This window comes from Streptomyces zaehneri (assembly GCF_032248645.1).
Classification (GTDB): domain Bacteria; phylum Actinomycetota; class Actinomycetes; order Streptomycetales; family Streptomycetaceae; genus Streptomyces; species Streptomyces coriariae.
This window is the reverse complement of sequence record NZ_JASTTJ010000006.1, coordinates 233,831-245,624: the sequence shown is the minus strand read 5'-3', so window position 1 is coordinate 245,624 and position 11,794 is coordinate 233,831. Positions and strand designations below refer to the sequence as shown.

Genomic DNA, 11,794 nt, shown 5'->3' with positions numbered 1-11,794 from the left:
TGGACCCCGCCACCCCCACAGCTGCTTCGCCAGGAGGACGTCTTGACCACCGCACCGCACACAGCCGGGTCCCCGCAGGGTTCCGAGGGCGAGGCCGCCACGGCGGCCGCCACCACGCCGGACGGAACCTCGGAGCCGGCCGCCGCGGTCACCACCCCGGGCGTCGAACCGGGTGGTGAGCCGGTCGGCAGACCTGCCGGCAGCGCAAAGCCGGAGTCGGAGTCGGAGTCGGAGTCGGAGGAGTCTGAAACCTCGGAGCCGGAAGCGGCGCCGGGCTCCGCCGAGGCCGCCCCCGACTCCGAGGCCGCCCCCGGTTCCGAAGGCGCGGACGGCGCGGACGGCACCGCCGCCGCCGAAGGCGCCGCCCAGGCCCAGGGGGCGGACGCCGAGGTGGCCACCGTCACCTCCGGGGACGGCTCCGGCGCGGACGCCGCACGGGAGGGGCAGCCCGGCCGGCCGCCGCGCACCATCCTGGCGGCCGCCGCCATAGCGGGCGCCCTGCTGGTGTCCGTCCCCTTCCTGATCAGCACCCGCGACGACGACGGCGGCGGCGTCCGGGCCGGTGGTTCCGGCAGCACCGCGGACTCCGTTCTGAAGGATCCCTTCGACGGCGCCCCCGGCGCCTTCGAGTCGGCCGCTCCCGTGGCGGGCAAGCCCAACTCGGGCTCCCCCAAGGCGCATACGGCGGACGGCAAGCGGTCGGACGCGTCGGGATCCGGCGCGGCCGGGGGCTCGTCCGGCTCCGGCGGGAGCGGATCGACGAAGGAGGACTCCACGTCGGGCACTTCCTCCTCGACGATCGACGACAAGGCGGCGAGCGGCACCTCGTCGAAGCCCCCCGCCAAGTCCTCGTCGTCCAACTCGTCCTCGTCCTCGTCCTCGTCCTCCAGCAGTGGCGGCACAGCGCAGTCCGGCACCTCCGGCAGCACGACCACGCAGGTGGCCGCCGGTGTTCTGGTCTACAGCCATGCCGGCGGCGGCCGGTGCGTCGACATCGTGGGCAACAAGGGCAAGGACGGATCCCCGCTGGAGATCTGGGACTGCAACGGGAATAGCTGGCAGAAGTGGGACTTCCGGTCCGACGGAACCGCCCGTTCCATGGGCCTGTGCATGGACATCGCGTGGGCCTCGACCGCCAACGGGGCCGTGATCCAGCTCGCCAAGTGCAACGGGGGCTGGGCCCAGAAGTTCAAGGTCAACTCGTCGCACGACCTGGTCAACACGGCGATCGGCAAGTGCGTCGACGTCAAGGACACCGGGACCGCCAACGGCACACGGCTGCAGCTGTGGACCTGCAACGGCCAGGACAACCAGAAGTGGAGCAAGCGCTGACGGCACGGTGAGGATCATGCGGGACGACCGCCCGGCCGCCGTCGTCCCGCCGGACCCCCGTGGCCCTCACCGGGCACCGAAACGATCGACAGGGTCTGCCGAATCTCTCCGGCAGACCCTGTGAACCACGACTTCGAAAAGTCGCGACGACAGGATTCTGCCGGATGCTGGGAGAGCGCCGACCTCCGCGCGAGGCTGCGGCCACGCAGTCGGCCCGCCGCGCATTCCCCGGATGGCCTCTGATGCTCGCCAGGCCCGGTCCCTGTCAGGGACCGTCATTCGGCGTGAAGCGAACAGCTCCACGACTCGGCCCTCTGCCCTGGTGACACGACCTGCCAGAACAGCGCTCTGACCAGCATCTTTGCGGAAGTTCTTCCGCCTGGCAGAAGTCGCCTTGCGGAGCCACCGCCGGCGTCAGGACGCTGGCTCCAACCACGGCACGCGGGGCGACGACGCCCCGCCGACAGGGACGGGAACCCCATGCCCCACATGACCGCCTTCGCCAGGAACCAGTGGTACGTCGCCGCCTACAGCGCCGAGGTCGGGCGCGAGGAGTTGCTCGGCCGGACGATTCTGGGTGAGCCGCTCGTCTTCTACCGGACCGAGGAGGACGGGACGCCCGTCGCGCTGCACGACCGCTGTGTGCACCGCAGGTTCCCGCTGTCGGAGAGCCGGCTCGACGGCGACCGCATCGTGTGCGGATACCACGGCTTCACGTACGACACGACCGGCGCCTGCGTGTACGTGCCGGGGCAGAAACGCATCCCGCGCACCGCCCGGGTCACCGCCTGTCCGGTCGTCGAGCAGGACTCGCTGGTCTGGGTGTGGATCGGCGACCCGTCCCTCGCCGACCCGCGGACGATCCCGCGCGCCCGGCACCTCGACGCCCCCGGCTGGACCACCGTCCGGGGCATGGAGCCCATCGACGCGGACTACGGGCTGCTCGTCGACAACCTCCTCGACCTCTCGCACGAGACGTACCTGCACGGCGGCTACATCGGCACCCCCGAGGTCGCCGAGACGCCGATCACCACCGAGGTCGACGAGGGCGCGGGGATCGTGCGGGTGAGCCGCCACATGGACGACGCGCAGTGCCCGCCCTTCTATGCCCGTTCGACCGGCATCGAGGGCCGGATCACCCGCTGGCAGGACATCGAGTACCACGCGCCCTGTCTGTACCTGCTGCACAGCCGTATCGCGCCGGTGGGCGTCCTACCCGAGGCGGACGGCAGCGACCCGAACGGCTTCCACACCGAGATCACCTACGCGATCACTCCGTCCGCCGACGGCAAGGTGTACGACTTCTGGATGGTCTCGCGGGACTGGGCGACGGACGACGCCGAGGTGAGCGAGTTCCTGCGGGGCAACAACCACACGGTGGTCATGCAGGACGTCGACGCGCTCAACCTCCTGCAGCGGACGCTCGGTTCGGAACGCGCCGGCTACCAGGAGCTGAGCATCAACATCGACACCGGCGGCCTGGCCGCGCGCCGGATCCTCGCCCGGCTGGTGGAGGAGGGCGACAAGCCCGTGGAGAAGGCCCTGTGAGCACCGGTCCCACCGGCGAGATCTACCGCGTCGACTGGCTGCCGGGCACCGACGTGCTGCACGGCACCTGTCACTGCGGGGCCGAGCACACCTCGCAGGACCCGGTCGAGATGTGGGAGTGGATGCTCGGCCACCCCGAAGGACACCGGCCGCGAGGAATCGACTCATGAGCGTGCACGAAACCGAACTCGTCGTCTCGAGCCGCGAGTTCGCCGCCGAAGGGGTGCTCGCCCTCACCCTGCGCCACCCGCTGGGCGAGCCGCTCCCGGCCTGGGAGCCGGGCGCCCATGTGGACCTCGTCCTCGGCCCGGAGCTGGAGCGCCAGTACTCGCTGTGCGGCGATCCGGCCGACCGCCGCGCATGGCGGGTCGCGGTGCTGCGCGAACCGGCCGGACGGGGCGGATCCGCCCATGTGCACGAGCGGTTGAGGCCGGGCGACAAGATTCGGGTGCGCGGCCCGCGCAACCACTTCGCACTGCGCCCGGCAGCCCGTTACCGCTTCGTCGCGGGCGGCATCGGGATCACCCCCATCCTGCCGATGCTCGCGGCGGCCGAGGCGGCGGGCGCCGAGTGGAGCCTTCTCTACGGCGGCCGCACCCGCGGATCCATGGCGTTCGCCGAGGAGTTGGCGCGCTACGGCGACCGGGTCACCGTCGCCCCGCAGGACGAGACGGGTCTGCTCGACCTGGGTTCCGTCCTCGACGCGCTGCCCGAGGGCACCCTCGTCTACTGCTGCGGCCCGGGTCCGCTGCTGGACGCCGTGGAGGAGCGCTGTCCGGCCGACGCGCTCCGGATCGAGCGGTTCCAGGCTCGGGAGCAACCGGGCGGTGAGGAAAGCGAGTTCGAGGTCGAGCTCGCGCGCAGCGGCCGGACGCTGACCGTCGCGGCGGGTGTGTCCGTGCTGGACACCGTGCGGGCGGCGGGGGTCGAGGTCCTCTACTCCTGCACGGAGGGCACCTGCGGCACCTGTGAGACCGACGTGCTCGAGGGCACGCCGGAACACCGGGACTCCGTCCTCAGTCCGCAGGAGCGGGAGGCCGGGGAGACGATGATGATCTGTGTGTCCCGGTGCCGGGGGAGGAGACTCGTCCTGGATCTGTGACCCGAGGGGTGGCGGCACCTCCCGTCGGGCCGGTGACCGGCAGGTCGGCCTCGATCCGTGCCACGGCCGCGAGCAGCGGTGGCAGGAGATCGCGGCGGACCGCCGCCACCGAGGTGCGGCCGGCGTGGACGGCTGTGTTCACGCCGGCCACCACCGTGCCGTCCCGGCCTTCACCTGTGCGACGATGTGCTCCAGATGCGGCTCGGCGACCTGCGGGAGCGCGAGGCCGGCCAGATGGGCGTAGCCGAGTTCCAGCACCCTCGGGGTGAGCCGGAAGAGGCGGCCGTCGCTGTGCACGTATCCCGGATCCGCGAGGGTGAGCAGCAGGCGCCGGGCGGCCGCCCGGGTCAGTCCGCAGGCGCGGGCGACTTCGCTGAGGGTGCGCGCGGGGTGCTCGGCGTCGAAGGAGCGGATCACCGCGAGACCGCGCTCGAAGGACCTCACGAAATGCGGTGCTCGGGCCACGGTGGACATGCCGCCTCCCGAACTGTCAACAATTTCGTCAGCCAAACCCATTGACCCCGTCGGACGGCGGGCTCTACGTTCCCTGCACGCCAATCGAGCACTACTGTGCGGTGTGCGCACAGCCTGTCGGAACACCGTTGTCTGCACAGGAGGAGCCTTGCGTCGTCTGTTCGCCGGTCTCGCGGCCGGCACTTTCCTGTTCGCCTCGGCGGCCTGTGGCTCGTCCGACGACTCCGGTACGTCCAGCGGAAGTTCGTCGTCCGCGGGCACCACGACCGTCAAACTCGGACTCATCCCCATCGTCGACGTGGCGCCCGTCTATCTGGGCGTGAAACAGGGTTTCTACGCCAAGCACGGCCTGAAGCTGTCGATCACCACCGCGCAGGGCGGCGCGGCGATCGTGCCCGGAGTCGTCAGCGGCCAGTTCCAGTTCGGCTTCAGCAACATGACCTCCCTCATGGTGGCCCGGTCCAACAACGTTCCCGTGCAGGCGGTTTCGAACGGCATCGCCTCAACGGGTCTACAGGGCAAGGACTTCGGGGCGATCACGGTGAAGAAGGACAGCCCGCTCAAGTCCGCGAAGGACCTGGAGGGCAAGAAGGTCGCCATCAACACCCTGAAGAACATCAACGAGACCGCGGTGCGCGAGTCGGTGCGCAAGGCGGGCGGCGACCCGGACCGGGTGAAGTTCGTGGAGCTGGCCTTCGACCAGATGCCCGCCGCCCTGGACAGCGGGCAGATCGACGCGGCGATGGTCGTCGAACCGGCCCTGGCGACCGTCAAGAGCCAGGGCGGTGTGGAGATCGCCTCGCCGCTGGTGGACGTGGCGCCGAACCTCACGGTCGCCATGTACTTCACCTCCACGCAGTACGCGCAGAAGAACCCGGACGTGGTGAAGAAGTTCCAGGAGGCCACGGCGGAGTCCCTCGCCTACGCCGACGCGCACCCGGACGAGGTCCGCCGGATCGTCACCACCTACACCAAGATCCCGACGTCGGTGCTGGCACAGGTCACGCTGCCCAAGTGGCCCGCCGAGGCGAACCGTTCGTCGATCGAGGCTCTGGAGAGGCTCGGCGAGCAGGACAAGCTCTTCAAGTCGGCCCCGGACCTGGAGAAGCTGCTGCCGTGAGAGGCGCGAACCTCGCACTCGGTACCGCCGGGCTCGCGGTCTTCCTCGCCCTGGGCGAGGCGGTGCCGCGGCTCGGGCTGGTCAAGGAGGCCTACTTCCCGCCGACCAGCCGCATCGCCGGCGCGCTGGGCGACGAACTCGCCGACTCCGCCTTCTGGACGGCGCTCGGCGACACCCTCACCGGCTGGGCGCTCGGTCTGGCGATCGCGGTGGGCGCCGGGATCGTCGCCGGCGTGATCGTCTCGGTCGTCCCGCACCTGCGCGAGGCGACGGCATCGACCGTCGAGTTCCTGCGCCCGATCCCGTCGGTCGCCCTGATCCCGCTCGCCGTGCTGCTGTACGGCACCGAACTGCGCTCGGTCCTGCTGCTGGTCGTCTACGCCGCCTTCTGGCAGATCCTGATCCAGGTCCTGTACGGCGTCCAGGACGTCGACCCGGTCGCCGAGGAGACCGCCCGCTCCTACGGGCTCGGCACCTGGGCGCGGGTCCGGCACGTGCTGTGGCCGACCGCGCTGCCGTACGTCATGACCGGGGTGCGGCTCGCGGCGGCCGTCGCGCTGATCCTCGCCATCACCGCCGAACTGGTCATCGGGGCACCGGGGTTGGGCGCACGCATCGCCGTCGCCCAGACCTCGCAGGCGGTGCCCGAGATGTACGCCCTGATCGTGGTCACCGGAGTGCTGGGGCTGCTGATCAACGTGGGCGCCAGGACGGTGGAGCGGCGCGCGCTGGCCTGGCATCAGTCGGTGCGCGGGGAGGTGGCGGTATGACCGGGACCTCCCCCACCGCAGGGGGCTCGGGAGTCTGGCGGCGCGTGCTGCGGCGGCTGCTCCTCACCCTCGCCCTGCCGGCCGTGCTGGTCACCGCGTGGTGGATGGCGTCCGACGGCAGTACGAACGTGTACTGGCCACCGCTGCGCACGATCCTCAAGGCCTTCCCGGACGTGTGGACGACACAGCGGCTGCGCACCGATGTGCGGCCGAGCGTGCTACGGCTGCTCGGCGGCTACGCGACGGCGGCCGTCGTCGGGGTCGCCCTGGGCACGGTCATCGGCTCCTACCGCCGGGTGCGGGCGATGTGCGAGCCGGTCCTGGAGTTCCTGCGGGCGGTGCCGCCGCCCGTGCTGGTGCCGGTCATCATGCTGTTCGCGGGCATCGGCGACACCATGAAGGTCATCGTCATCGCGAGCGGCTGTGTGTGGCCCGTCCTGCTCAACACGGTCGAAGGAGTACGGGCGGTGGACCCGGTGATGGCGGAGACGGCACGGTCGTACGGCATCTCGGGTGTCGCCCGGTTGCGCGGTGTGGTGCTGCCGTCGGCGAGCCCGCAGATCTTCACGGGGCTGCGCCAGGCGCTGTCGATCGGCATCATCCTGATGGTCATCAGCGAGATGTTCGCCGCGAGCAACGGGATCGGCTTCACCATCGTGCAGTTCCAACGGGGTTTCGCCGTCCCCGACATGTGGACCGGAATCCTGGTGCTCGGCCTCCTGGGCTTCGCCTTGTCGGTGCTCTTCCAGGTCGTCGAGCGTCGGGTGCTCGGCTGGTACCACGGCCTGCGCGCATCCACCCGGCGGTCTCCGTGACCCTCGCGAAAGGGCGTTCCATGCACCCGCGTCTTGCAGTGTCCGGCCTGCGGAAGGTCTACGAGGGGTCCGGGCGCCGGGTCGAGGCGGTGCGCGACCTCACCTTCACCGTAGAGGCGGGTGAACTCGTCTGTCTCGTCGGCCCGTCCGGCTGCGGCAAGACGACCCTGCTGAAGTGCATGGCCGGCCTGCTCACACCGACCTCGGGCGAAGTGCTCCTGGAGGGGCGGCGGGTGACCGGGCCGCCGCCGGACATGGCGTTCGTCTTCCAGGAGTACGGGCGGAGCCTCTTCCCGTGGATGCGGGTCGGCGAGAACGTCGAACTGCCGCTGAAGCAGAAGGGGTTGACCAAGGCGCGACGGCGGGAGCTGGTCGCGGACGCCCTTGACTCGGTCGGCCTGCAGGACGCGCTCTGCGCGTACCCGTGGCAGCTGTCGGGCGGGATGCAGCAGCGGGTGGCGATCGCCCGGGCGCTCGCCTACGAGCCCCGGGTCCTGCTGATGGACGAGCCCTTCGCAGCCGTGGACGCGCAGACCCGCGCCGAGCTGGAGGACCTGGTCCGCGGACTCTGGCGGGAGCGCGGGATCACCATCCTGTTCGTCACGCACGACATCGACGAGGCCGTCTACCTCGGTGAGCGGGTCCTCGTCCTGTCCGCCTCCCCGACGGTCGTCCAGGAGCAGCTGAAGGTCGACCTCCCCGCGGAGCGCGACCAGCTGCACACGCGGGTGGCCCCGCGCTTCGCGGAACTGCGGACCCATGTGTACGAGCAGATCCAGGCGGCGAAGCGAGGGACCCCGGTGGACCGCCTCACGAAGTCGGACGCTCCCGAGCCGCACTGAACGCGCAAGCGGTGCCGACCCGGGCGCCGTCGGCGACCTGAACGCCGACGGTGCCCGGTCAGGCCTCGGGGGCCGGGACCACGCTGAGGTGGCTCGCGCCGCGGCGTGCGCCGCGTGTCCTGCGGGGCACGGGGGCCGGGCGGCTGGAGCGCAGCACCATCGTCAGCCGGGTGTACCCCATGTCGTGCAGGGTCCTGGGGGTGTCGCCGACGATACGGCACTCCGTGGCGCCCCAGCGCGGGTCGGGATGCAGCAGGGGCCGGACCGCCCCGTCGTGCTCGACGGCCTCCTCGCCCACCGCGCGGATCCAGTGCGGCAGCCCGTGGCGGTAGGCGGCCTCCATGATCGGATCCTGGGCGATCTCGCGGCGGATCGCCTGGAGCCCGTGGTCGTGACCGTGGCGCTCCACGGCCGCGGCGAAGCGGGCGAGCATCGGCAGGCACCAGCCGGCCTCGTGGTCACCGAGGACCGAGGGGGCGTCGGGATGGAAGAGGACGAAACGCAGGAAGTTGTCGCCGGGCAGGGCCGTCGGATGCGGGCCCACCTCCCGGAAAAGTGACGCGAAAGCGTCGTTGGAGAGCACGACGTCCCAGCGGTGGTCGAGGACGACGGACGGAAAGGGGACGGCCTCCAGGTACGTGGCGTAGTCCTGCAGGTACGCCTGGGCCTCGAGACTCTCGGGGACGGGCCGCGGTACGGACCGCTGCCCTCCTGCCTGATATGCCATCGGGAGGTCACCCCTCTTGCCTATGCGGCCTTCACGCGGCGCACCGATCCTGCTGCCCCGACGCGATCGGTGTCAACTATCGTGGCATTCCGTGCTGGTTGACGGCTGAAATTGGCCACAGTTGTGGCGAGACCTGGATGTGAGTTCGAAAGACCCGCTACTCTCCACGCAGTTCACGGCGACCGTCTGTATTGGTGATCGTGTGCCTGTGAGAGGGACGTGAGAGACCTAGGAGACCTGTCGGTGTCGGAGGATGGCTTCGAGGTTCCGGGCGCCGCGGCGACGGTGCTGATGTCGGCCGTCGTCGCCCGTGTCGCCGCGCTCGCCGACCGGCTCGGCGTGCCGCACGCGGAGGTCTTCGGCACCGGGCGGCTGTCCGTCGCCTCCGGTGTGCCGGAGTCGGTGGTCAAGGCCCTGCTCAGCGGCCGGCCCGCCGGTGAGCCCGATGTGCAGGCCCGCTTCCTGCAGCGCCTGGACCTGCTGCGCCGCACCCGGCTCAAGCCGAACGGCCGCAAGTACACCCAGCAGGAGATCGCCGACGGCGCCGGCATGTCCCGCCAGCAGGCGGGCGCCCTCATCAACGGCGACCGGCGGCCCACGATGGAGCACTGCGACGCCCTCCAGCGCTTCTTCCGGGTGCACGCGGGTTTCCTCACCGCCGAGGACCCGGAGGCGCTCTCGGGCGCCCTCCAGCACATCGAGCAGGACCTGCTCCAGAAGCTCGCCGCGCGGGAGGCGGCCGCGGCCGCCGAGGACCCGCTGGAACGGCTGCTGCAGGACCACGGCGTGCGCGGGATCGCGTGGCGGGCCGCCCAGCTGCCCACCGACCAGCACCGCGACAAGGTCGCCGAGTGGCTGGACATGCTCCTGGAGAGCGTGAAGCGGCCCGAGTCGTGATCCGGGGGAGAACTGTGAGCATCGCCAGGCAAATGCGCCGTCTCAGCGGCGAGCTGGTCGCGGAACTGACCCTGCCGGCGCCCGCCGTGCCGGCCGACCTGTACACCGCCCTGTGCGACGGGATGAGCAGACGGCGCGGCCGTCCCGTGCACTTCCGCATGGCCCCCTTCCCGGCCGACACGGCCAGCGGGCTGTGGCTCGACATGGCCGACCAGGACCTCGTCGTCATCGAGGAACGCACCGCGCCGGAGCACCAGTTGGTCATCCTGGGCCACGAGCTGTGGCACATGAAGGCGGGCCACTGCGGCCACCACGTCGAGGGCGCGGCCGTCGCGGCGCGCTTACTCAGCGACGGGGCGGATCTGCGGGCGACGGTGCGCAGCGTCGCCGCGCGCACCCGTTTCGACCTGACCGACGAGCGGGAGGCCGAGAGCTTCGGCCTGCTGCTGGCCAGCAAGTGCCGTACCTGGCTGTCGGGTTCGTCGCCGCGGGAACGGGGCCAGCGGGACCACCTGGCCGGCCGGATCGAGGCCTCGCTGGGCTATCTGGGGCCGTAGGAGCGCGCTCGCGGCCGGGTTGCCGTCCGCGCTCCTTCGCGCTCGCTCCTGCCCCCTCGTACGGCCTTCAGGTCGCGCTGCGCTCGCTCGCCCCGCGCAGGTCCCGTTCCGTGCCGTCCGGCGCACCCTCCGTCCCCGCTGCGGGCCCGCCCTCGCGCAGCAGCCGGCGCCAGTGGTCGCGGCTCCAGTCGGCCGGGGCCGTGGTGCGGGTGAACTCCTCGACGAGCGCGCGGAACCGGGCGGGGTCGCTGTGGAACGGGAAGTGGCCGGCTCCCTCGAAGATCTCCAGCCGGCTGCCGGGCATCGCCTCGTGGGCGCCGTACGCGTGCCGCACGGGCACCACGCTGTCCCGGTCGCCCCACAGCAGCATCGTGGGCATTCCGGCCGTCAGATAGCAGCGGTCGAGCATGGTGACGACCTGGCCGCGCCAGTCGACGACCGCGCGCAGGGTGCGGATGAAGGCGTTGCGCGCGGTCTCGTCCGGCAGGGCGTCGACGAGGTGGAGCAGATCGGGGGCGTCCTGGCCGAGATCGGTGTCCAGCAGCTTCATCAGAGCGACGGCGAGGCCGACCTGGAAGCGCGCGCCCGGCAACCGGAGCGCGGACAGCGCCAGATGGGCGCCGGGCAGTGAGACCAGCCGCAGGGCGGGGTTGACCTCGCGGCCGACCCCGCCCGCGCTGACGAGGATCAGCCGTTCGGTGCGCTCGGGGAACTGGTAGGCGAACTGCATCGCCACTCCCCCGCCCAGCGAGTGTCCGACCAGGGTCGCCGACTCGATGCCGAGCGTGCTGAGCAGATCGCGCAGACCGTTGGCGTACGCGGCCACCGAGTAGTCGGCGCGGGGCTTGTCGGAGGCGCCGTGGCCGAGGAGGTCCGGGGCGATCACGGTGTGGGTGCGGGCGAGGTCGGGGATCAGTTCGGCCCAGGTCTGCGAGGAGTCGCCGATGCCGTGGACGAGGACCAGCGCCGGGCCCTCGCCGGCCATGCGGAAGGCACGCCGGTATCCGTGCACGACCCGGTGGCGCAGCTCCAGTTCTCCGTCGCCCACCGGGCGCAGCCGAGTGCCGCGCGCCGGGCGCCGCTGTGGGACGTCGACCACCCGATCGCCTCCTGTTCCGCCGGCCGTCGACGGTCCGCCGAAGGCCCTCTCAACAGCGTAGAACCCCTTTCGGCCGGGGGATTTCGAGCAGGTTTCACCTCCGCTAAGCGGGCGAACCGAGGCCGGGTCGGGCCGGATTGTCAGTGGTGGGCGGCAAGCTGGGGGTGCGCCACCGTACGGGGGCGTGCGCGCCGTCGGGCGCGGGGGACACGACGCCGACACGGGGAGAGCCGACCGATGCCCACTGCCGTACTGACCGACCGCGAGCGCACGGCCGTACAGGCCTACCTGCGACTGCTGCACACCGTACGTGCCGCCTTCGGCGACGAGGGGGACGGCAAGGGCGTCGGCGCCTCCGGTCCGCCGCAGGACCGGCTGCCCCCGGTCGTCCCGCCCGCCGTCCTGGCCGAGGCGGAACAGGCCCTGGCCGCCGCGGGCCTGGCGGGCAACGAGGAGGAGTTCTTCCGGCTGCTGCACCACTGGTGCCCGGGCCGGTGACCGGGGGTCTGCG

13 protein-coding genes and 1 pseudogene are annotated in these 11,794 nt (G+C 71.5%); 11 read left to right on the top strand and 3 right to left on the bottom strand.

Annotation, left to right across the window (positions count from 1 at the left end; translation table 11 throughout):
* Positions 1–42 precede the first annotated feature (42 nt).
* The 4 genes from QQM72_RS12925 (at position 43) to QQM72_RS12910 (ending at position 3,982) form a co-directional block, all read left to right on the top strand.
* Positions 43–1,332, top strand: coding sequence for an RICIN domain-containing protein (locus QQM72_RS12925; RefSeq protein WP_314220986.1), 1,290 nt, complete (start codon positions 43–45; stop codon positions 1,330–1,332).
* Between the two features lie 480 nt (positions 1,333–1,812).
* A complete protein-coding gene (locus QQM72_RS12920; RefSeq protein WP_314220985.1) occupies positions 1,813–2,880 on the top strand; it encodes an aromatic ring-hydroxylating dioxygenase subunit alpha in 1,068 nt (355 codons plus the stop codon).
* Positions 2,877–3,050, top strand: coding sequence for a hypothetical protein (locus QQM72_RS12915; RefSeq protein WP_314220984.1), 174 nt, complete (start codon positions 2,877–2,879; stop codon positions 3,048–3,050). The genes QQM72_RS12920 and QQM72_RS12915 overlap by 4 nt, the downstream gene beginning before the upstream one ends.
* Positions 3,047–3,982, top strand: coding sequence for a PDR/VanB family oxidoreductase (locus tag QQM72_RS12910; protein WP_314220983.1), 936 nt, complete (start codon positions 3,047–3,049; stop codon positions 3,980–3,982). Before QQM72_RS12915 ends, QQM72_RS12910 begins: the two co-directional genes overlap by 4 nt.
* Here QQM72_RS12910 and QQM72_RS12905 read toward each other — a convergent pair.
* Positions 3,897–4,456 (bottom strand): annotated as a pseudogene (locus tag QQM72_RS12905) (helix-turn-helix domain-containing protein). The gene QQM72_RS12910 and the pseudogene QQM72_RS12905 overlap by 86 nt on opposite strands.
* Before the next feature lie 148 nt (positions 4,457–4,604).
* Here QQM72_RS12905 and QQM72_RS12900 point away from each other — a divergent pair.
* From QQM72_RS12900 to QQM72_RS12885, 4 genes are read left to right on the top strand one after another with little or no spacing between them, the layout of a single operon-like run.
* On the top strand, positions 4,605–5,576 hold the full coding sequence (locus tag QQM72_RS12900; protein ID WP_314220982.1) for an ABC transporter substrate-binding protein: 972 nt from the start codon (positions 4,605–4,607) through the stop codon (positions 5,574–5,576).
* Positions 5,573–6,346 carry an ABC transporter permease gene (locus tag QQM72_RS12895; RefSeq protein ID WP_314220981.1) on the top strand — a complete coding sequence of 258 codons (774 nt, stop codon included), beginning with the start codon at positions 5,573–5,575 and terminating at the stop codon, positions 6,344–6,346. Before QQM72_RS12900 ends, QQM72_RS12895 begins: the two co-directional genes overlap by 4 nt.
* Positions 6,343–7,161, top strand: coding sequence for an ABC transporter permease (locus QQM72_RS12890; protein ID WP_314220980.1), 819 nt, complete (start codon positions 6,343–6,345; stop codon positions 7,159–7,161). Before QQM72_RS12895 ends, QQM72_RS12890 begins: the two co-directional genes overlap by 4 nt.
* A 20-nt stretch (positions 7,162–7,181) precedes the next feature.
* Positions 7,182–8,003 (top strand): ABC transporter ATP-binding protein, encoded by an 822-nt coding sequence (locus QQM72_RS12885; protein WP_314220979.1) that lies wholly within the window; start codon positions 7,182–7,184, stop codon positions 8,001–8,003.
* Positions 8,004–8,061: 58 nt separating this feature from the next.
* Here the strand turns inward: QQM72_RS12885 and QQM72_RS12880 are convergent, their stop codons facing one another.
* Positions 8,062–8,730: an MmyB family transcriptional regulator gene (locus QQM72_RS12880; RefSeq protein WP_314220978.1), complete on the bottom strand. Its 669-nt coding sequence runs from the start codon at positions 8,728–8,730 to the stop codon at positions 8,062–8,064.
* Between the two features lie 291 nt (positions 8,731–9,021).
* Between QQM72_RS12880 and QQM72_RS12875 the strand changes: the two genes are divergently transcribed.
* Together QQM72_RS12875 and QQM72_RS12870 are read left to right on the top strand one after the other, a co-directional pair.
* Entirely contained in the window at positions 9,022–9,627 is a 606-nt protein-coding gene (locus QQM72_RS12875; RefSeq protein ID WP_314221092.1) for a helix-turn-helix domain-containing protein, read from the top strand.
* A gap of 32 nt (positions 9,628–9,659) precedes the next feature.
* Positions 9,660–10,184, top strand: coding sequence for a hypothetical protein (locus QQM72_RS12870; RefSeq protein ID WP_057601732.1), 525 nt, complete (start codon positions 9,660–9,662; stop codon positions 10,182–10,184).
* A gap of 67 nt (positions 10,185–10,251) precedes the next feature.
* On the opposite strand, the gene QQM72_RS12865 is transcribed toward QQM72_RS12870, so the two are convergent.
* Positions 10,252–11,283 (bottom strand): alpha/beta fold hydrolase, encoded by a 1,032-nt coding sequence (locus QQM72_RS12865; RefSeq protein WP_314220977.1) that lies wholly within the window; start codon positions 11,281–11,283, stop codon positions 10,252–10,254.
* Between the two features lie 237 nt (positions 11,284–11,520).
* On the opposite strand from QQM72_RS12865, the gene QQM72_RS12860 reads away from it, so the two are divergent.
* Entirely contained in the window at positions 11,521–11,781 is a 261-nt protein-coding gene (locus tag QQM72_RS12860) for a hypothetical protein (protein WP_314220976.1), read from the top strand.
* Positions 11,782–11,794 lie beyond the last annotated feature (13 nt).

Excerpts from the sequence above, each read along its gene's own strand:
- QQM72_RS12920 (WP_314220985.1), top strand. The coding sequence starts at position 1,813 with ATGCCCCACATGACCGCCTTCGCCAGGAACCAGTGGTACGTCGCCGCC.
- QQM72_RS12910 (WP_314220983.1), top strand. The coding sequence starts at position 3,047 with ATGAGCGTGCACGAAACCGAACTCGTCGTCTCGAGCCGCGAGTTCGCC.
- QQM72_RS12890 (WP_314220980.1), top strand. The coding sequence starts at position 6,343 with ATGACCGGGACCTCCCCCACCGCAGGGGGCTCGGGAGTCTGGCGGCGC.
- QQM72_RS12885 (WP_314220979.1), top strand. The coding sequence starts at position 7,182 with ATGCACCCGCGTCTTGCAGTGTCCGGCCTGCGGAAGGTCTACGAGGGG.
- QQM72_RS12880 (WP_314220978.1), bottom strand. The coding sequence starts at position 8,730 with ATGGCATATCAGGCAGGAGGGCAGCGGTCCGTACCGCGGCCCGTCCCC.
- QQM72_RS12875 (WP_314221092.1), top strand. The coding sequence starts at position 9,022 with ATGTCGGCCGTCGTCGCCCGTGTCGCCGCGCTCGCCGACCGGCTCGGC.
- QQM72_RS12870 (WP_057601732.1), top strand. The coding sequence starts at position 9,660 with ATGCGCCGTCTCAGCGGCGAGCTGGTCGCGGAACTGACCCTGCCGGCG.
- QQM72_RS12860 (WP_314220976.1), top strand. The coding sequence starts at position 11,521 with ATGCCCACTGCCGTACTGACCGACCGCGAGCGCACGGCCGTACAGGCC.